At 71.5% G+C, this 17,660-nt stretch carries 21 protein-coding genes; 13 read left to right on the top strand and 8 right to left on the bottom strand.

The window, feature by feature from the left end:
- Positions 1-48: 48 nt before the first annotated feature.
- On the top strand, positions 49-531 hold the full coding sequence (locus LUW87_RS00790) for a Dps family protein (protein ID WP_232669172.1): 483 nt from the start codon (positions 49-51) through the stop codon (positions 529-531).
- Positions 532-576: 45 nt separating this feature from the next.
- Here the strand turns inward: LUW87_RS00790 and recO are convergent, their stop codons facing one another.
- Positions 577-1,302, bottom strand: coding sequence for a DNA repair protein RecO (gene recO / locus LUW87_RS00785; protein ID WP_232669171.1), 726 nt, complete (start codon positions 1,300-1,302; stop codon positions 577-579).
- Between the two features lie 19 nt (positions 1,303-1,321).
- On the bottom strand, positions 1,322-2,041 hold the full coding sequence (gene uppS / locus LUW87_RS00780) for a polyprenyl diphosphate synthase (RefSeq protein ID WP_232669170.1): 720 nt from the start codon (positions 2,039-2,041) through the stop codon (positions 1,322-1,324).
- A 71-nt stretch (positions 2,042-2,112) separates the two neighbouring features.
- On the opposite strand from uppS, the gene LUW87_RS00775 reads away from it, so the two are divergent.
- Entirely contained in the window at positions 2,113-4,005 is a 1,893-nt protein-coding gene (locus LUW87_RS00775; protein ID WP_232669169.1) for an ATP-dependent DNA helicase, read from the top strand.
- Between the two features lie 108 nt (positions 4,006-4,113).
- Here LUW87_RS00775 and era read toward each other — a convergent pair whose 3' ends face one another.
- Genes era through LUW87_RS00755 form a run of 4 tightly spaced genes read right to left on the bottom strand, consistent with a single transcriptional unit; the run spans position 4,114 to position 7,950 of the window.
- Positions 4,114-4,953: a GTPase Era gene (era, locus tag LUW87_RS00770; protein WP_232669168.1), complete on the bottom strand. Its 840-nt coding sequence runs from the start codon at positions 4,951-4,953 to the stop codon at positions 4,114-4,116.
- Positions 4,950-6,308: a hemolysin family protein gene (locus LUW87_RS00765; protein WP_232669167.1), complete on the bottom strand. Its 1,359-nt coding sequence runs from the start codon at positions 6,306-6,308 to the stop codon at positions 4,950-4,952. Before LUW87_RS00765 ends, era begins: the two co-directional genes overlap by 4 nt.
- A 26-nt stretch (positions 6,309-6,334) precedes the next feature.
- The gene (ybeY, locus tag LUW87_RS00760; RefSeq protein WP_232669166.1) at positions 6,335-6,988 is read right to left on the bottom strand and encodes an rRNA maturation RNase YbeY; all 654 of its coding nucleotides are present in this window, start codon (positions 6,986-6,988) and stop codon (positions 6,335-6,337) included.
- Entirely contained in the window at positions 6,985-7,950 is a 966-nt protein-coding gene (locus tag LUW87_RS00755) for a PhoH family protein (protein ID WP_232669165.1), read from the bottom strand. The genes ybeY and LUW87_RS00755 overlap by 4 nt, the downstream gene beginning before the upstream one ends.
- 70 nt (positions 7,951-8,020) lie before the next feature.
- Between LUW87_RS00755 and LUW87_RS00750 the strand changes: the two genes are divergently transcribed.
- Positions 8,021-8,572 (top strand): hypothetical protein, encoded by a 552-nt coding sequence (locus tag LUW87_RS00750; RefSeq protein ID WP_232669164.1) that lies wholly within the window; start codon positions 8,021-8,023, stop codon positions 8,570-8,572.
- 3 nt (positions 8,573-8,575) lie between these two features.
- Here the strand turns inward: LUW87_RS00750 and LUW87_RS00745 are convergent, their stop codons facing one another.
- On the bottom strand, positions 8,576-8,998 hold the full coding sequence (locus LUW87_RS00745) for a cyclic nucleotide-binding domain-containing protein (RefSeq protein WP_232669163.1): 423 nt from the start codon (positions 8,996-8,998) through the stop codon (positions 8,576-8,578).
- A gap of 16 nt (positions 8,999-9,014) precedes the next feature.
- A complete protein-coding gene (locus tag LUW87_RS00740; RefSeq protein WP_232669162.1) occupies positions 9,015-9,230 on the bottom strand; it encodes a helix-turn-helix domain-containing protein in 216 nt (71 codons plus the stop codon).
- Between the two features lie 313 nt (positions 9,231-9,543).
- Between LUW87_RS00740 and LUW87_RS00735 the strand changes: the two genes are divergently transcribed.
- From LUW87_RS00735 to LUW87_RS00690, 10 genes are all read left to right on the top strand, one after another.
- A complete protein-coding gene (locus LUW87_RS00735) occupies positions 9,544-10,212 on the top strand; it encodes an SAF domain-containing protein (protein WP_232669161.1) in 669 nt (222 codons plus the stop codon).
- Positions 10,209-11,504: a hypothetical protein gene (locus tag LUW87_RS00730; protein ID WP_232669160.1), complete on the top strand. Its 1,296-nt coding sequence runs from the start codon at positions 10,209-10,211 to the stop codon at positions 11,502-11,504. The genes LUW87_RS00735 and LUW87_RS00730 overlap by 4 nt, the downstream gene beginning before the upstream one ends.
- Entirely contained in the window at positions 11,501-12,844 is a 1,344-nt protein-coding gene (locus LUW87_RS00725; RefSeq protein WP_232669159.1) for a TadA family conjugal transfer-associated ATPase, read from the top strand. The genes LUW87_RS00730 and LUW87_RS00725 overlap by 4 nt, the downstream gene beginning before the upstream one ends.
- Entirely contained in the window at positions 12,841-13,731 is an 891-nt protein-coding gene (locus tag LUW87_RS00720; RefSeq protein ID WP_232669158.1) for a type II secretion system F family protein, read from the top strand. The genes LUW87_RS00725 and LUW87_RS00720 overlap by 4 nt, the downstream gene beginning before the upstream one ends.
- Positions 13,728-14,642 carry a type II secretion system F family protein gene (locus LUW87_RS00715; protein ID WP_232669157.1) on the top strand — a complete coding sequence of 305 codons (915 nt, stop codon included), beginning with the start codon at positions 13,728-13,730 and terminating at the stop codon, positions 14,640-14,642. The genes LUW87_RS00720 and LUW87_RS00715 overlap by 4 nt, the downstream gene beginning before the upstream one ends.
- Before the next feature lie 45 nt (positions 14,643-14,687).
- Positions 14,688-14,951 (top strand): hypothetical protein, encoded by a 264-nt coding sequence (locus LUW87_RS00710; RefSeq protein WP_232669156.1) that lies wholly within the window; start codon positions 14,688-14,690, stop codon positions 14,949-14,951.
- A complete protein-coding gene (locus tag LUW87_RS00705; RefSeq protein ID WP_232669155.1) occupies positions 14,948-15,409 on the top strand; it encodes a TadE/TadG family type IV pilus assembly protein in 462 nt (153 codons plus the stop codon). Before LUW87_RS00710 ends, LUW87_RS00705 begins: the two co-directional genes overlap by 4 nt.
- Positions 15,406-15,897, top strand: coding sequence for a hypothetical protein (locus LUW87_RS00700; RefSeq protein ID WP_232669154.1), 492 nt, complete (start codon positions 15,406-15,408; stop codon positions 15,895-15,897). The genes LUW87_RS00705 and LUW87_RS00700 overlap by 4 nt, the downstream gene beginning before the upstream one ends.
- 107 nt (positions 15,898-16,004) lie before the next feature.
- Positions 16,005-16,400 carry a hypothetical protein gene (locus tag LUW87_RS00695; protein ID WP_232669153.1) on the top strand — a complete coding sequence of 132 codons (396 nt, stop codon included), beginning with the start codon at positions 16,005-16,007 and terminating at the stop codon, positions 16,398-16,400.
- A gap of 448 nt (positions 16,401-16,848) precedes the next feature.
- Positions 16,849-17,625, top strand: a complete 777-nt coding sequence (locus LUW87_RS00690; RefSeq protein ID WP_232669152.1) for a hypothetical protein — start codon at positions 16,849-16,851, stop codon at positions 17,623-17,625.
- The last annotated feature ends 35 nt before the right edge of the window (positions 17,626-17,660 follow it).

Here is a 17,660-nt window from a genome sequence, read left to right as displayed (position 1 = left end):
CACCGGGAACCGGCACCGACCCCATCCCCGAAGCAGAGGAAGACCACCGTGACGACCGTTGACCCGAACATCGACATCGGCATCCCCGCCGCTCAGCGCGAGGAGATCGCCCAGGGGCTGTCGCGCCTGCTGGCCGACACCTACACGCTGTACCTGAAGACCCACAACTACCACTGGAACGTCACCGGTCCCATGTTCCAGACGCTGCACCTCATGTTCGAGACGCAGTACAACGAGCTGGCGCTGGCCGTGGATCTCATCGCCGAGCGCATCCGGGCCCTCGGCGCCGCCGCACCAGGCAGCTACCACGCCTTCTCGGAGCTCTCGAGCATCACCGAGGAGACCGACAGCCCCGATGCCACCACCATGATCCGACGCCTCGTGGAGGGCCAGGAGACCGTGGCCCGCACCGCCCGCGAGGTGTTCCTGGTGGCCGACGCCGCCGGCGACCAGCCCACCGCCGACCTGCTCACCCAGCGCATGCAGGTGCACGAGAAGGCGGCCTGGATGCTGCGCAGCCTCCTGCAGTAGCGCAGTCGCCAACGACCGACCGCCACTGAACTGCCGGCCGGCGGTTCAGTGGCGGTCGAGCACCGTGACCGAACGCAGCCGCCGCTCGAGGTGGTGCTCGACCGCGCGCGTCGCCAGATGGTCCACCTCGTTGGTGGCGGCCGACGGCGCCTCGGCCAGGGCCTCGTTGAGCCGACCGCCCAGGATCTGTTGCATGAGGTCCACGGCGTCGCCCGACAACGCGGTGCCCCGCCGACAGCCGCGGCACAGCGTGCCCCCGCTCTCGAGGTCGAAGGCGACCAGGGCCGCGTCGTCGCCGCAGATCGCACACGTGTCGACCTCCGGGCGGTAGCCCTCGAGGGCGAGCACCTTCCAGAAGAAGGCGGGCACCACCAGGGGGGAGTCCGAGGCAGCGAGGGTGCGCAGCGCTCCGAGCAGCATCTGGAAGAGCCGGGGGTTCACCTCCCCCTCCTGGGCCAGCTGGTCGGTGGTCTCGAGCATCGACACCGCCCGGGTGATGCGGTCGAGGTCGTCACGGATGGCGCGGAAGTGGTCGAGGCTGTCGGCCTGGGTGACGATGTCGAGCTCACGTCCCTCGTAGAGCTGCACGGCGATGTGGCTGGTGGGCTCGAGGCGGGCCCCGAACTTCGATCGCGTCTTGCGCACGCCCTTGGCCACCGCCCGGACCTTGCCTCGCCCCCGGGTGAGCAGCACCACGATGCGATCGGCCTCACCCAACTTGTAGGTGCGCAGCACGATGCCCTCGTCGCGGTGCAGGGTGCCCTTGCTCACGGTCGTGGCACCCCCGCCATCACTCGTTGAGGCCGCCGAAGCGGCGGTCGCGCTCCTGGAACTGGCGAACTGCGGCGAAGAGGTGCTCGCGTCGGAAGTCGGGCCACAGCACGTCGGTGAAGACGAGCTCGCTGTAGGCCGCCTCCCACAACAAGAAGTTGGACAGCCGGTACTCCCCCGACGTGCGCACCACCAGATCGGGGTCGGGCATCTCGGGGTCGTAGAGGCGTCGGGCGATGGCCCGCTCGTCGATCTTGTCGGCGGGGACCCCCTCGGCGACGAGCGCTCGCACCGCGTCGACGATCTCGGCTCGCCCGCCGTAGTTGAAGGCGATCGTCAACGTGAGGGTGCGGTTGTCACGGGTGAGCTCGATGGACTCGTCCATGCGCCGCAGGAGCCGCTTCGGCACCCGCCAGTCGCGCCGTCCGACGAAGCGGATGCGAACCCCTCGCTCGTTCAGCTCGTCGCGCCGGCGCACCAGCAGCGACTCGTTGAAGCCCATGAGGTAGCGGACCTCGTCGCGGGGGCGGCGCCAGTTCTCGGTGGAGAAGGCGTAGACCGTGAGCCAGTCGATGCCGAGCTCCAGAGCCCCCTCGACGGTGTCGAACAGGGCCTCCTCGCCGGCGGCGTGGCCCTCGGTGCGCTTGAGCCCTCGACGTTGGGCCCAGCGCCCGTTGCCGTCCATCACCGCGGCGATGTGGCGCGGGATGCGAGAGGGGTCGAGGTCGGCGACGGACACGGCCGGAGGTTACCGCTGCCCCCCGCCACCTCCCGGCACCCGCTCGGCCGGGCGGTACGCTGCATCGCCTCATGGCCCCCGCAGACCGCCTCTCCCGCGCCACGAGAGCGGCGTTGGCCTCGATCACCGACGCCCTCCCCGCCGGCGAGCCCCGACCCGGGCAGGTCGCCATGGCCGAAGCGGTGGCCGCCGCCATCGCCGACGAGCGCCACTTGGTGGTCCAGGCCGGCACCGGCACCGGCAAGACGTTCGCCTACCTCGTTCCGGCGGTCCTCTCGGGCCGCAAGGTCGTGGTCACCACCGCCACCAAGGCGCTCCAGGACCAGCTGGCCGACAAGGACCTGCCCTTCCTCGGTGAGCACCTCGACCGACCGGTCGAGTGGGCGGTGCTCAAGGGGCGCTCCAACTACGTGTGCCTCCAGCGCATCCGGGAGCTCGCCTCGGAGGACCAGCTGGCCCTCGACGTCGGCCCGCGCCCGCCGCGCGAGGAGCTGGCGGCGCTGGTGGCGTGGGCCGCCGCCACCGAATCCGGCGATCGGGCCGAGCTCGACCGTGAACCCTCGGTGCGGGCCTGGTCGGCGGTGAGCGTCGGTCCGCGCGAGTGCCCGGGCGCGGGCCACTGCCCCAAGGGCGACGAGTGCTTCGCCGAGCGAGCCCGGCGGGCGGCGGCCGCCGCCGACGTGGTGGTGGTGAACACCCACCTCTACGGGCTGCACCTGGCCACGGGCGGGGCGGTGCTGCCCGAGCACGACGTGCTCGTGGTCGACGAGGCCCACCAGCTCGAGGACACGGTGGCGGCCACCGCCGGCCTCGAGATCACCGGCGGCCGCTTCGTCGCCCTGGCCCGATCGGTGGGGGCCATCATCGACGACCGCGAGATGGTCGACGGCCTCGACGAGCTGGGCGATCGCTGGAAGAGCGCCCTCGTCGAGGAGCGAGGGCGCCGGCTCCGGGGGCGCCTGGACGGCGACGCGGCCGTGGTTCGCGATCTCGCCCGGAACCGCATGGACCTGGTGATGGCCGCGCTGCGCGGCGTGGCCGAGGACGGCCCCGGCGACGTGGGGGCGCGCAAGCAGCGGGCGATGAAGGCGGCCACCGGGCTGGTCGACGACCTCGATGCGGTGGCCGAGGTCCGTCCGGGCGAGGTGGCCTGGGTGGAGGGCCCGCCCGAGAACCCCGTCCTGCGGGTCGCACCCGTCGACGTCGCCGAGCTGCTGCGCGAGTCGCTGTGGTCCACCACCACGGCCGTGCTCACCAGCGCCACCCTGCCCGCCACCCTCCCGGAGCGGGTGGGCCTGCCCGACGCCGGCTTCACCGTCGTCGACGTGGGCAGCCCCTTCGACTACGAGCACCAGGCGCTGCTGTACTGCTCGGCCCACCTGCCCGACCCCCGTTCGGCGACGTTCGACGACCGGGTGCACGACGAGCTCGAGGCGCTCATCGAGGCCGCCGGTGGCCGCACCATGGCCCTGTTCACCAGCTACCGGGCCCTGCACGCCGCGGTCGAGGCGCTGCGCCCCCGCCTCGACGTCGAGATCCTCGCCCAGGACGACCTGCCCAAGGCGGCCCTCGTGGCCCGGTTCACCGCTGAACCCGAGGCCTGCCTGTTCGCCACCATGGGCTTCTGGCAGGGGGTCGACGTCCCCGGGGAGACGTTGAGCCTGGTCACCATCGACCGCCTCCCCTTCCCCCGCCCCGACGACCCCCTCCTCCAGGCCCGGCGCGAGCGGGCCAGAGCCGACGCCTTCCGCGTCGTCGACCTCCCCCGGGCCGCCACCTTGTTGGCCCAGGGGGCGGGCCGCCTCATCCGGGGGGCCACCGATCGCGGGGTGGTGGCCGTGTTCGACCCCCGCATGGCCACCAACGCCAGCTACCGCTGGGACATCGTCAACGCCCTGCCGCCGATGCGCCGCACCCGCCAGCGCGCCGAGGCGGAGGCCTTCCTGCGCGACCTACGCGACTGACCCCCCCCAACCCGTTCTTGCATGGTTTCGTCGCGGCGGAGCGCGCCGAATCGATGCAAGAAGCGCAGCGGGGCCACGACCCAAGGCCGCGGTTCAGGAAGCCGGCGGTCAGAAACCGAGGCGGTCGAGCGCGCGGGCCTGACGTTGCCAGTCCTTGTCGACCTTCACGAAGAGCTCGAGGAACGCGCCCTCGGGAAGCTGCTTGCGCACCTCGGTACCGACCTGCTTGAGCACCGAGCCCTTCTTGCCGATGACGATGCCCTTCTGGGAGTCGCGCTCCACGAGGATCTCGACGCGGATCCGAGGCCACTCCCACTCGACCACCCGGGTGGCGATCGAGTGCGGGAGCTCGTCGTGGGTGACGGCGAGCAACTGCTCGCGCACGAGCTCGGCCACCCAGAAGGCCTCCGGCACGTCGGTCACCGTGCCCGGCGGATACCAGGCCGGACCTTCAGGCAGCCGGCTCACGATCTCTTCGACCAGTTCGGGCACGCCCTGGCCGGTGAGGGCCGAGACGGGGAAGTAGGCGGACCGGTCGAGTTGCTCGGCCGCCCGGACCAACTGGGCCATGACCTCGTCGGGCGAGGCGATGTCGGTCTTGTTGACCACCACGATGGCGTCGGACGGCACCCGCTCGGCGACGAAGCGGTCGCCCGGGCCGATGGGCGCAGTGGCGTCGACGATCAGGCACACCACATCGACCCCACCCGTCGCCTCGGTGGCCGTGCGGTTGAGCCGTTCGCCGAGCAGCGTCCGGGGCTTGTGGATGCCGGGGGTGTCGACGAAGACGACCTGCACGTCGGGCCGTTCGAGGACCCCGCGGATCTGGGCCCTCGTGGTCTGGGGCTTGTCGGAGGTGATGGCCACCTTGGTCCCCAGGATGGCGTTCAACAAGGTGGACTTGCCCACGTTGGGACGCCCCACCAGCGACGCGAAGCCTGACCTCATCGACCCACCTCCTCGGGACGCTCGCCGCTCGCATCGCCACCCATGTCGGGGGACGTGGCCCGTGCCTCGCCGCGACCGACCCGTTCGTCGTGATCGGTGTCGGCGTCGCGGTTGGCGGCGATGCGGATGCGGGCGATGCGGCGACCCTGCACCCGCTCGACCACCAGCAGCCGACCGTCACACTCGACGACCTCGCCCTCGGCGGGCACGTGGCCGGCGAGGTGGAACACCAGGCCGCCGAGGGTGTCCCAGTCGCCCTCCGGGAGCTCGAGGTGCAACAGGTCGTTGACCTCGTCGATGGCCATGCGGGCCTGCACCCGACAGCTGCCGTCGGGGAGGGGCTCGACCATGGGCTCTTCCCGGTCGAACTCGTCGACGATCTCGCCCACCAGCTCCTCGATGAGGTCCTCCATGGTGACCAGCCCGGCGGTGCCCCCGTACTCGTCGACCACGATGGCCATGTGGAACTGCTCGGCCTGCATCTCGGGCAACAAGGTGGCGACTCGCTTGGTCTCGGGCACGAAGTGGGGTTCACGGACGAACCCGCCGACCGGCTCGTGGTCGCGGCCGTCGCGCTCGGCCCGCATCAGGTCCTTGGCGTAGACGACGCCGACGACGTCGTCGATCCCCTCGCCGCACACCGGGATGCGGCTGCGGCCGTTGAGCAGCACGATCTCCATGACGTCGGCCACCCGGAACTCGGCGTCGACGGTGACCATGTCGGGCCGAGGGACCATGACCTCGCGCACGATGGTGTCGCCGAACTCGATGATCTGGCTGATGAGGTGACGCTCCTCGAGCTCGATCACGTCCTCCTCGACGGCGGCGTCGACGATGGCGAGGAGCTCCTCCTCGGAGACGAAGGGGCCCTCCTTGAGGCCCTTGCCCGGCAGGATGACGTTGGCCAGGCCGATGAGGCCGCGCGACAACACCCGCAGGGGCCAGAAGTGGGCGAGGGCCCACACCGGCGGTGCTGCCACCAAGGCGGCCCGCTCGGGGTGCTCGATGGCCCACGTCTTGGGCGCGGCCTCCGCCAGCACGAAGACCACCACGATGTTGACGACGGTGGCCACGACCACCCCCCAGCCCCCGACCAGCTGGCTGGCCAAGATGCCCACGAGGGTGGCCTGCACCAGCTGGCAGACCAGCACGACCAGCAGCACGACGTTCAGGAAGCGCTCGGGGTGGGTGACGAGGAGCACGAGGCGAGCGGCGCCACGACGGCCCTCGTCGACCATGCCCTGGGCCTTGGCCCGGGTCATGCGGGTGAGGGCGGTCTCGGCCAGCGCCAGGAGGATCGAGGCCAGGAAGGCCACGACGATGACCACGACCATCCAGGTCTGGGTGGTCGTCAAGGCCAGCACGGTCGAGGGCATCGAGGTCAGCGCTCCCCCGCCGGACCGGGAGCATCGGTGACGGGGGCGGGCTCGTGGTCACCCGCGTCGCTCGCTTCCGCGGCCAGCGCGGCCCACGGATCGGCGGCGAGGGGCCCGTGGTGGGCCGCCAGCAGCTCTCGTTCGCGCGCCTGCATCGCCTCACGTCCGACGTCGTCGGCGTGGTCCATGCCGAGGAGGTGCAAGATGCCGTGCACCACCAACAACGCCAGCTCGTCGTCGTCGCGGCCGGCATGGCTCGGTGCGTTGGCAACCGCCACCTCGGGGCAGATGACCACGTCGCCGAGCAGGAGGGGCAGATCGTCGGGGTCGTCCTCGCGGTCCGGGCCGGCCGCGCCCCCGTCGGGCCACCGCCCCGGGGTGTTGCCCTCCCCGTCGATGGGGAACGACAGGACGTCGGTGGGTCCGGCATGGCCCATGAAGCGCTGGTTGAGTGACGCGATGGTGTCGTGGCTCACGAAAAGCACCGAGAGCTCGCACTCGCCCTCGACGCCCTCGTCGAGCAGCACCTGCTCGGCCAGGCGCTGCCACCGGACGGTGTCGACCGGGTGGCGCGCCTGTTCGTCGGCCACGAACACCGTGACCTCTCCGTCCTCGGGGCCCCGGCGTCGCCGGCGCCGACTCGGGGGGCGGTCGCTCACCCCTCACCTCCGGCCGTGCCGGCGGCATGGGCCTCGTAGGCGTTGACGATGTCCTGCACGATGCGGTGGCGGACCACGTCGGCGGCACCGAGGCGCACCCAGCCGAGCCCGTCGATGCCCGAGAGCACCGACTCGAGGCCGAGCAGGCCGCTGCGGCCCCCTGGCACGTCGACCTGGGTGGTGTCGCCGGTGATGACGGCCTTGGAGCCGAAACCGATGCGGGTGAGGAACATCTTCATCTGCTCGGGCGTGGTGTTCTGGGCCTCGTCGAGGATGATGAAGCTGCCGTTGAGCGTGCGCCCGCGCATGAAGGCCAGCGGCGCCACCTCGACGGTGCCCCGGTCGAGGAGCCGCTGGGCACCTTCGGGTTCGACCATGTCGTACAGGGCGTCGTAGAGCGGGCGGAGGTAGGGGTCGACCTTGGCCATGAGGTCGCCCGGCAGGAAGCCGAGGCGCTCGCCGGCCTCCACCGCGGGACGGGTGAGGATGATGCGGTCGACCTGCTTGGACTGCAGGGCCTGCACAGCCATGGCGACCGCCAGCCAGCTCTTGCCGGTGCCGGCCGGACCCACGCCGAAGGTCACGATGTTGTCGCGGATGGCCTCGATGTAGCGCTTCTGCCCGCTGGTCTTGGGGCGGACCATGCGGCCCTTGGCCCCGCGCATGACGTCGGCCGAGAGCACCTCGGAGGGCCGTTCGTCGGCCTTCACCATGTCGATGCTGCGGCGGACCCCGGCCTCCTCGAGCACGTGGCCCTGCTGGAGGAGTACGACGAGCTCCCCGAAGAGGCGGCCCACTTGCTCGGCCCCCTGGCCGTCGACGGTGATCTCGTTGCCTCGCACGTGGACGACCGCGCCGGGGAAGGCGGCTTCCACCAGGCGCAACAGTTCGTCGCGCTCGCCGAGGAGGCCGACCATCAGGTGGTTGCCGGGGACGTTGATCTTGACCTGCGTGTCGGCCATGGGATCCACCAGCGTAGAGGCGCCACGACGGTGAACGGTCGTGGAATGCTCACCCCATGAGGAGAGCCCCGTGAGCGACGTCCGATCGCCCGAACCTGATGACCCCGCCATGGCGCGGTGGCTGGCCGAGGTGCGGGTGGACGAGGCCGCTCGCAGCCGCTCAGCTGCCGCTGACCTGCGGACCCGACGCGGTGAGGACGCCACGCTCTCGGGCGTGCTGTCCGAGCTGGCGGTGCGCGGTGAGCTGGTCGGCCTGGTGATGCGCTCCGGTCGACAGCACCGGGGGCACGTGCGCCTCGTGGGACCCGACGCCGTGGTGCTGGCGCTGGAGACACGCCAGTGGCTGGTGGCCCGCATCGGGGCCATCGCCGCCACCCGCACCGTGCAGGGACCGGCCGTGGCCGGCGAGTCGGAGCCGTCGACGGCGAGCCGGTTCGTCCGGCTGGCGTCGGCTCTCGCCGAGCCGGGCGACTGGGCGCTCGTGGCATCGGGCACGGCCACCTTCGGTGGCGCGCTGCAACAGGTGGGCGCCGACGTCATGGTGCTGCGCCTCGACAACGGAGACCACGCCTACGTCGGCCTGGCGTCGACCGACGAGATCTCGCTGCGCCCCGGAGGCTGAAGCTCAGCCGAAGGCGTGCTGGTCGAGCCGGGACATGCGCTCGGCCAGGTTGTGCAGCAGCTGGATGGTGAAGCCGGGGATGTCCTCGACGAGCTGGCCGAACTCGCGGCGATCCATCACCAGCACCTGCAGTTCGGTGTCGGCGGTGACGGTGGCGGTGCGAGGTCCGGGGATGAGCAGCGACATCTCGCCGATCACGTCGCCCGGTCCGAGCATGGCCAACCGCTCACCATTGCGCTCCACGAAGGCGGTGCCCGCGGTGATCACGTAGGCCTCGCTGCCGGGGTCTCCCTCGCGGACGAGCACTCGACCCGGGGGCAGGGTGACCGGCGTGGTGGCCCCGGCGATCTCCTGCAGCTCCTTCTTGGAGCAGCGCGAGAACATCGGAACCTTGGCGAGATGGGTGAGCCAGTTCTCCCGTGTCATGGGCGCAGCATAGGGATCAGACCTCGGGATGGAGGTGTTCCAGCGTTCCTGGCTCGATGCGCAGCGTCTCCACGAACGCCTCGACGTCGGAGGCCTTGAGTCGGATGACGCGGCCAACCCGATAGCCGGGCAACTTTCCCTCGTCGATGAACTTGTAGAGGGTGCGAGTGGTGATGCCGAGGTAGTCGGCTGCCTCGCCGCTCTTCATCCACTCGATCGGGGTGGGGGCCATATGGCTCATTTTAGCCAGACCACTCCGGATCTGAGTGCATTTCGTTGAGCTTCCGTGCTCTTCAGGGTCCCATTCGACCACCCACGGTGGTGGGGGCTCCCTTGTGTCGCGGCGAACGACTTCGTACGGTGCAGCGATCGGCGGACGCCACGAGCGTCGCCCGACGGCGAGACCTGGAGACGACGACATGGCAAGAAGCCCCTTCCCGGGGCTCGGACCTCGCACGCCCTCGCGGCAGTCCGAGCCCCACGACGACGACACGAGCCCACGCCGCCCGACGCGTGCGAACCGAGGCCTCCCGAGCGGTCGAGCGGTGATCGGAGCCCTCCTCGTCACCGCCTCGGCGCTGGCCGTCTTCACGGCCTACGCCGGCGCCAGCACCGGACCCAGCGGCCATGCCGTCAAGGTGACCAGCTCGGTCCCCTCGGGCCACGTGCTCACCGCATCCGACCTCGCCATCGTCGAGATCGACCTCCCGGAGGGCACGGCGACCGGTTCCTTCGCCACCGTCGACGACGTGGTCGGTTCGGTCACGCTCACCCCGCTCGAGAGCGACGACCTCGTGCAACGCAGCGCCGTGCTGGCCGGCGATGCCGATCGGCCACCGGCCCACGAGTTCTCGTTCCCGATCGCCCCGGATCGAGCCGTCGGCGGGGGGTTGCGCGCCGGTGAGACGGTCGACCTCTTCGCCACCCACGGGTCGGGACCCGGCGCCTACACCACGGTCCTGGCCCGGGGGGCGCCGGTCATCGGCGTGCAGGATGCCGGCCGCAGCGCCCTCGCTGGTGGCGGGCTCGTCCTCACCATCGCCCTGGACACCCCCGATCAGGTCCTCGAGGCCGCCCATGCGGCGCAGGTCGCCGAGCTCACGGTGGTGCGATCGACAGGCGTCACCGGGGTCGAAGGATCCCGGGACCGAACCGAGTCTCCCACCCGGGCCGCCACACCCTCTGGGGCGGTCGGCGACGGCGGTGGGCGATGACGTCCGAGCACTATGTCCTCCTGGGCGTGGCCCGGCCCCGAGCCGGGTGGTTCACGGAGGTGGGCCGCTGGGCGAACTCGGCTGCGCTCCCCGCCGACTTCGTCAGGTGCGTCTCCGTCGAGGAGGTCCGTGCCCGGCTGACGACGGGCCGAGCGTGGTCGGCGCTCCTCCTCGACCAGTCCGTCCCCGGACTCGAGCGAGATCTCATCGACGAGGCCCGACAGATCGGGTGCGCCACGATCGTCATCACCGACGGCTACGCCCGTCGCGACTGGATCGAGCTGGGCGCCGCCGCCGTGCTCGACGAGCCCGTCCACCGCGATGCCCTGCTCGACGTGCTCCGAGCCGCCGCGCCGTCGCTCGACCGGCCGGCGACGTCGGGATCAGACCTCGTCGGACCGACCCTCGGCGGCGCGTGGGAGGGCCGGCTGGTGGCCGTGACCGGCGGCGGCGGGACCGGCGCCTCCACCGTCGCCGCCGCGGTGAGCCAGGCGCTGGCCGCCGACCCCGCCCACGGCGGGCGGGTGGCCCTCGTCGACGCCGCGCTCGACGCCTCCCAGGCGTTGCTGCACGACACCGGCGACGTCGTGCCCGGCCTCCAGGAGTTGGTCGAGGCCCACCGCACCGGTGAGCTCGACCCCGAACAGGTCCGTGCCTTGACCTGGCACTGCGCCGAGCACGGGTACGACCTCGTCCTGGGCCTGCGTCGACACCGCGACTGGACAGTCCTGCGGCCCCGAGCCGTCGAGGCTGCGTTCACCGCCCTGCGGCGCAGCTACTCGGTGACGGTCGCCGATGTCGACGACGACGTCGAAGGGTTGGCGCTCACCGGCTCCACCGATGTCGAGGACCGCAACGTGCTGGCTCGTCACCTGACGAGGATCGCAGACCTCGTCCTGGTGTCGGCCAGGGCCTCCGTGACCGGCCTCCACCGACTGGTGCGTACGGTCGGCCACCTCCTCGAGCACGGCGTGGAGGCGCCGCGACTCGTGCCCGTCATCACCCAGGCGCCCCGATCGGCGCGCAGCCGAGCCGACGTGAGCCGGGCCGTCGCCGAGCTCGCCGGACCGGCCGGGTCCGCCCTGACCACGTCGCCGCTCTTCGTCGCCCACCGCAAGGACCTGGACTCCCTGCAGCGAGATGGCGCGCCCTTGCCCGGCCCGCTCGTCGACCCGCTGGGGGCCGCAGTGAGCGCCCTGCTGCGGAGCATGGAACCGGCGGGCGCCGAAGGCGGCCTCGAGGTCCCCGTGCCCATCCGACCCGGATCGCTCGGCGAAGGGATGACGGCATGAGCACCACCACGAGGACGCCGAGGCAGACCGCCGACGACACCGAGCCACCCCTCGTCGCCATCGAGCAAGCGGTCCAGGAACGAGCCAAGGAGGCCGATCTGGACATGTCGAGCGAGGCCGGGCGAGCGGGGCTGCGCCGCCTGATCGACGAAGAGCTGGCCCGGTGGGACGACGACGTGCGGCGCGGCCGACGCTCCCATGGGCTGGCCAACCCCGAGCTGGTGGCCGAGCGGGCCTGGCGCAACCTCGCCCTCCAGGGACCCCTCACCGAGCTCCTCGGGGATCCAGAGGTGTGGGAGATCGAGATCAACTCCCCGGACTCGATCTTCGTCAAGCGCCACGGCGGGACCTCCGGCTACCACCACGAGTCGTTCCACGACGACGACCACGTGGTCCGCACCCTCACCAAGTTGCTCGACGAGTCTTCGTCCAGCCACCGCAAGCTCGATCCGACCGAGGGCCTCCAGGACGCACAGCTCGACGACGGGTCCCGCCTCCACATCGTCCACGGCGACCTCAGCCGTGGCGGCCACGTCATGGTCAACATCCGTCGCTTCACCGGCGTGCCGTTCACGACGCTCGCCGAGCTGGTGGAGAACGACACCCTCGACGCCGAGGTGGCTGACTTCCTGGCCACGTCCGTCCGCGCCGGGCTCTCCATCGTGTTCGCCGGGGCGCCCGGCTCGGGCAAGACCACGCTGCTGTCGTGCTGCATCGGGGAGCTCGACCCCTCTCGACGGGTGGTCATCGCGGAGGAGGTCTTCGAGGTCGACGCGCCCCTGCCGAACGTGGCGCAGATGCAGACCAGACCGGGTCGGGCCGACCGTCCGGAGATCGACCTCCGCCGGCTGGTCTCGGGGTTCCTCCGCATGGCACCCGACGTCGCCATCGTCGGCGAAGTGCGGGACCGGGAGGCCCTCCCGCTGTTGCTCACCCTCTCGTCCGGCGTGAAGGGCTTCACCACCATCCACGCCGGCAACGCCCGCCAGGCCCTCTCTCGTCTCCGATTCCTCGCACAGCTGTCGGACGCCTCGAGGAACCTCCCCCACAGCGCGCTCACCGCCCTCGTCTCCGAAGCCGTCGACCTCGTCGTGTTCAGCGAGAGGGGACCTGACGGACCGCGCGTGCGTGAGGTCGTCGCCGTCGAGGACCATGCTGCCGGTGTCGACGCCGTGGCCTTCACCACCACCGACGTGTTCAGCCGACACGGCCACGACAGCTCCCTGCACTGGTCGGGCAACGTCCCCGTACGAGCCACGGCCGCCTTCGACGCCATCGGCCGAGACCTGCGCGCCACCCTCGCCGCCACCGGCACCAGCCCATCGGGCAGGGATCGATGACCGCCGCCGTCCTCGCGGTCGCCGCCGCCTACGGCGCCTACCTGCTCTACACCGCCGTCATCCTCGGTTGGAACGGCGTCGGCCCCGGACCCCGGGGGCCACGCCGGGAGCGACCTCCGCTCGGGCATCGCGGCCGAGAGTGGCTGACCCAGGCCGGTCTCGGCCACGTCGCGCTCGGCGAGTTCGCCGCCGTCATCGGCGTCGTCTTCGTCCTGGGATCGGCGCTGGCCCTGGTGCTCTTCGGAGCCCCCCTTCCTGCTCTGGTGTTCGGCACCTTCGCCGCCTCGTTCCCCGTCGCCGCCTACCGGCAGCGCCGTCAGGCCGCCCGGGCCGTGGCCCAGGACGCGTGGCCTCGCCTCATCGAGGAGCTGCGCATCATGACGTCGTCGGCAGGGCGTTCCATCCCCCAGGCGCTGTTCGACGTCGGCGCCGCGGGACCGGTCGAGCTCCGTCCTGCCTTCGCCGCCGCCCACCGCGAGTGGCTGTTGACCACCGACTTCGAGCGCACCCTGCACGTGCTCCGCGACCAGCTCGCCGATCCCACCTGCGACGCCACCTGCGAGACCCTCCTCATCGCCCACGAGCTCGGTGGCACCGACGTCGACCGGCGCCTGGCCGACCTCGCCGAGGACCGCCGCCAGGACGCCCGCTTCCGCAAGGACGCCCGGGCGCGCCAGGCCGGGGTCCGCTTCGCTCGTCGCTTCGTGCTCCTCGTCCCGCTGGGCATGGCCGCGGCGGGCCTCTCGGTGGGCAACGGCCGGTCGGCCTACCAGACGCCGCTCGGCCAGGTGGCGGTGCTGGTGGCCATCGGCATGGTCGCCGCCTGCTGGGCATGGGCTGGTCGCATCCTGCGACTGCCCGAACAGGACCGGGTGTTCGCCCGATGACGCGGCTCGTCGTCCCCGCCGCCCTCGCCACATGGATCGGCACGGCGCTGCTGCTGTCGAACCACCGCTGGTTCCGCCGCGTCTCCCTCGCCGAGCGACTGCGGCCCTACGTGCCCGGCGCGGCGGGACCGAACCGGGCACTTCGCTCGCCGGGCGGCTGGGCCCACTCCGTCGTCGACGTGCTCGGGCCTCTGGCTCGTTCGGGTGGCGCCACGCTGGCTCGCCTCTTCGGGGTGTCCGAGGAGCTGAGCCTGCGACTCCGACGCGTCCACTCCCCCCTCGATCCCACCGCCTTCCGCCTCCGACAGCTGGGCTGGGTCGTCGGGGCCTTCGGCCTCGTCGTGGTGCTCGTCGCCGCGGTCCGCCCACCGGTCGCACTCGTCGTGCTGGCCGTCCTCGGTGCACCGCTGCTCGCCTTCCTCGTCGTCGAGCAGCAACTCGCCCGTGCGTCCGCGGCGTGGCAGCACCGCCTCTTCCTCGAGCTCCCCGTCGTCAGCGAACAGCTCGGCATGTTGCTGTCCGCCGGCTACTCGCTCGGTGCTGCCCTCACCCGGCTGTCGCAACGCAGCAGCGGGGCGGTCGCTCACGATCTCCGCGGCGTCGTCGGCCGGGTCCAGCAGGGACTCGACGACGTGGCGGCGCTGCGCGAATGGGCGACCGTCGCCCGCCTCCCCGCGGTGGACCGCCTCGTCGCCGTGCTCGCCCTCAACCGGGAGGCGTCCGACCTCGGGCACCTGATCTCCGAGGAGGCCCGATCGCTGCGAGCGGACGTCCATCGCGAGCTCATCGAGGCGATCGAACGCCGGGGCCAGCAGGTCTGGATCCCGGTCACCGTCGCCACCTTGCTGCCCGGCGTGCTGTTCCTCGCCGTCCCCTTCATCGAAGCCATGCAGCTGTTCACCTCCGGCTGAGACCGGTCCTTCCTCCAGCAGTACCGACAGAAAGGCAGTCCCGTCATGTCCATCACTCCGCTGACAACCCTGCAGTGGGCCCATGGGGCCCTGCTCGCCCGGCACAGCGCCCCACCGCGTGCCGTCGGTCTGGCCCCGCGCCCACGCGGCCGGGCCCGAGGCGACCTCGGGGAGGGCGTGATCTCTGCGGCCATCGCCGTGTTGATCATGGCGTTCCTCGGTGCAGCCATGTGGATCGGCTTCCAACAGATGTGGAAGTCCACGGAGTCGACCACCAACACCAAAATCGAGCAGATCGGCTCGGAGTGACCCGCCGCCGCTGGACGATCGGTGCCTCCCCACCTGGCCGGGCCATCCCGGTGGGGGGCACCACCGATCGGGGGGCGGGCTTGATCGGGGCCATCAGCGGGCTGCTGGTCTTCCTCGCCCTGCTCTTGTTCGCGGTGCAGACCCTCGTGGGCCTGTACACGCGATCGGTGGTGACCGAAGCCGCCCACGAGGGAGCCCGGATGGTCGCTGGAGCCCGGGTCGACCACTCGAGCCCCGGCGCCGTCGCCGACGCCCGGGTTCGGGCCGAGGCGGAGGTGCGCCGGCTGTTGGGGCGTTTCGGCGACACCGTCGAACTCGACTGGTCCGGATCGACCGCCGAGACGGTCGCCCTGCGCGTCCGCGCCCACCCGCCCGGGTTCCTCTGGGCCGCCCTGCGCGGCCCCGGTTCCGCCCTCGTCGAACGCACCGTGCACGTCCGGGTGGAGGCCCTGCGATGAGCCGGTGCCCGACCGGCCCCGACCGAGCCGGCCGACGGGTCGACTGGCGGGACGACCGGGGTCAGGTCGGCGGCATCGAGGTCCTGCCCTTCGGGATCCTCGTGTTCGTCATCGGATCGCTGCTGGTGGCCAACGCGTGGGGCGTCGTCGACGCCAAGCTGGCGGTCACCAGTGCCGCTCGCGAAGCGGTGCGCGCGTACGTCGAGGCGCCCGACGCGGCGAGCGCCCTGGCCGCCGCCGACGCCGCCGCCCGCGCCAGCATCGAGGGCCACGGGCGCAACGGGGCCCGGGCCACAGTGCACATCGAGCACCCCGACGGACGGCCCTACGGACGCTGCACCCGGGCCGTCGTGACTGTGCACTACCCGGTGCCCGCCCTCGCCCTCCCATGGATCGGCGGCTACGGCGCGGCGTTCGACGTCGTCGCCCGCCAGAGCGAGGTCGTCGACCCCTACCGGTCGGGGCTGCCGGGCGAGGCATCGTGTTGAACCTCCGGGGAGCCCCCCGCTCCTCACGCCGTGACGCGACAGCTCGGGCCGGACCCCGGAGCGGTGCCGACGACCCGGCCGGCCACGCCGATCGCGGCAGCGTGCTCATGTTGATGCCGGCCGCGGTGCTGATCATGCTGCTCCTCGGGGCCATCACCGTCGACCTCACCGCGGTGCGCCTGGGCCAGCGCGAGCTGATCGCGGCCGCCGGTGACGCCGCCAACGACGCCGCCACGCTCGGCATCGACCAAGGGGTCCTGCGCGCCGGCGGCGGCACCGTCATCGACGCCTCCCGGGCCGAGCACGCCGTCATCGCCTCGCTCGACGCCAAGGGCCTGCTCGACGACCTCGCAGCACCACCGTCGGTCACGTTGACGCCCGACGGCACCGTCGAGGTCCGCCTGATCCGGCGAGTGCCCTACATCTTCGCCAAGGCACTGCCCGGCCTCGACGACGCCGTGGTCGTGCGAGGTACCGGTGCAGCCCGGCTCGTCGTCGACTGATGCGGCAAGGAGAACCGGTGCAGCGGCCGGTCCCACGCCCGGCTGCGCTGCGGAATGCCCGGGTAGGAAGCAGGCATGACCGATCCCACCCCGGTACCCCATCCCCCGAACCCGCCCGAGCCCCCGGTCCCCGACAACCCGGAGCCGACGCCGCCACCAGACCCGACACCCGACCCCATGCCCATGTAACGAGGATCCCCTGCTGGCCTGTCCCTGGGTGCCACCCGTACCGAGCTCGGTCCGAGGTCTCTTCGGCCAGGACGACCTGCGGGTGCAGCCGTGGTGGCTGGGTAGGAAGCACAAACACTCGCCGCCCGTTCGATGGCGGCATGCGCTGAAACGCTGCGCGGCAGCGACACGTCCCATCGTCGTCCTCGCACGAGTTCAACGCGCCTCGCTACGGAACCCCGATAGCGATAGCTGGCAAAATGTCATCTACGTTGCATCGATGCAACGACGTTCGAAACAACGTGCTCTGGTGGCTCCGGTCGCTCTACTGGCTCTTCTCGCCGTGTCCTGTGGCGGTAGCGACGAGGGTGGCGACGCCGCTTCGTCACCCGAGGAGTTCTGCAGCCGGCTCCAGCAGTTCCAGGACACGTTCGCGAACGAGGAAGCCGACCCCGAGACCATGGCGGAGTTCGCCGCTCTGGCCGATGACGCCCCCGACGAGGACCTGCGGACGGCACTCCAACAGATGGAACAGATTGCCGAAGAGGTGTCCGGCGTCGACGAGAACGACCCCGACGCGATGGCCGCCATGCTCGAGCTCGCCTTCTCGCCCGATGTCGTGGCAGCGACGGAGACCATCGATGACTACGGGGTCGAGAACTGCGGCTTCGAGGCGTCTTTCACCGCCGACGAGTCGACATCGAACGATGACGGCACCCCAGCCGGTGCCGCCGACGGCGGCGACTCGTCCGGCGCCGGCACGGCCATGAGCGATCTCGACACCACCGAGTTGGCGGAGGCGTTCCGGGATGCCCTCGAGGAGTCGGACGTGAGCGAGAACGGCGTCGGGGTCAGCATGTTGAACGGTGAGGAATCGGTGCTCGTCAGCTTCGAGGTCAACACCAGCGACGACGTCGACGGCGTGGCACTGTGCGACGCCGTCGCCGCCATCGTCGAGGCGGGCACGGAGGACCCCGAGGTGGCGGTCGAGTTGCTCGTCAACAGCGAGGTCGTGTCCCAGCGCCTCCTCGGCGAGAGCAACTGCGTCAGCGTCTGATCGCCTCGGGCTGCTGCTCCGCCCGTGTGACCCTT

Origin of the sequence: Rhabdothermincola salaria (genome assembly GCF_021246445.1) — a bacterium.
Classification (GTDB): Bacteria; Actinomycetota; Acidimicrobiia; order Acidimicrobiales; family Acidimicrobilacustridaceae; genus Rhabdothermincola_A; species Rhabdothermincola_A salaria.
This window is presented reverse-complemented; position numbering and strand designations above follow the sequence as displayed.

Excerpts from the sequence above, each read along its gene's own strand:
- LUW87_RS00775 (WP_232669169.1), top strand. The coding sequence starts at position 2,113 with ATGGCCCCCGCAGACCGCCTCTCCCGCGCCACGAGAGCGGCGTTGGCC.
- era (WP_232669168.1), bottom strand. The coding sequence starts at position 4,953 with ATGAGGTCAGGCTTCGCGTCGCTGGTGGGGCGTCCCAACGTGGGCAAG.
- LUW87_RS00755 (WP_232669165.1), bottom strand. The coding sequence starts at position 7,950 with ATGGCCGACACGCAGGTCAAGATCAACGTCCCCGGCAACCACCTGATG.
- LUW87_RS00745 (WP_232669163.1), bottom strand. The coding sequence starts at position 8,998 with ATGACACGGGAGAACTGGCTCACCCATCTCGCCAAGGTTCCGATGTTC.
- LUW87_RS00740 (WP_232669162.1), bottom strand. The coding sequence starts at position 9,230 with ATGGCCCCCACCCCGATCGAGTGGATGAAGAGCGGCGAGGCAGCCGAC.
- LUW87_RS00730 (WP_232669160.1), top strand. The coding sequence starts at position 10,209 with ATGACGTCCGAGCACTATGTCCTCCTGGGCGTGGCCCGGCCCCGAGCC.
- LUW87_RS00725 (WP_232669159.1), top strand. The coding sequence starts at position 11,501 with ATGAGCACCACCACGAGGACGCCGAGGCAGACCGCCGACGACACCGAG.
- LUW87_RS00720 (WP_232669158.1), top strand. The coding sequence starts at position 12,841 with ATGACCGCCGCCGTCCTCGCGGTCGCCGCCGCCTACGGCGCCTACCTG.
- LUW87_RS00715 (WP_232669157.1), top strand. The coding sequence starts at position 13,728 with ATGACGCGGCTCGTCGTCCCCGCCGCCCTCGCCACATGGATCGGCACG.
- LUW87_RS00710 (WP_232669156.1), top strand. The coding sequence starts at position 14,688 with ATGTCCATCACTCCGCTGACAACCCTGCAGTGGGCCCATGGGGCCCTG.
- LUW87_RS00700 (WP_232669154.1), top strand. The coding sequence starts at position 15,406 with ATGAGCCGGTGCCCGACCGGCCCCGACCGAGCCGGCCGACGGGTCGAC.
- LUW87_RS00695 (WP_232669153.1), top strand. The coding sequence starts at position 16,005 with ATGTTGATGCCGGCCGCGGTGCTGATCATGCTGCTCCTCGGGGCCATC.
- LUW87_RS00690 (WP_232669152.1), top strand. The coding sequence starts at position 16,849 with ATGCAACGACGTTCGAAACAACGTGCTCTGGTGGCTCCGGTCGCTCTA.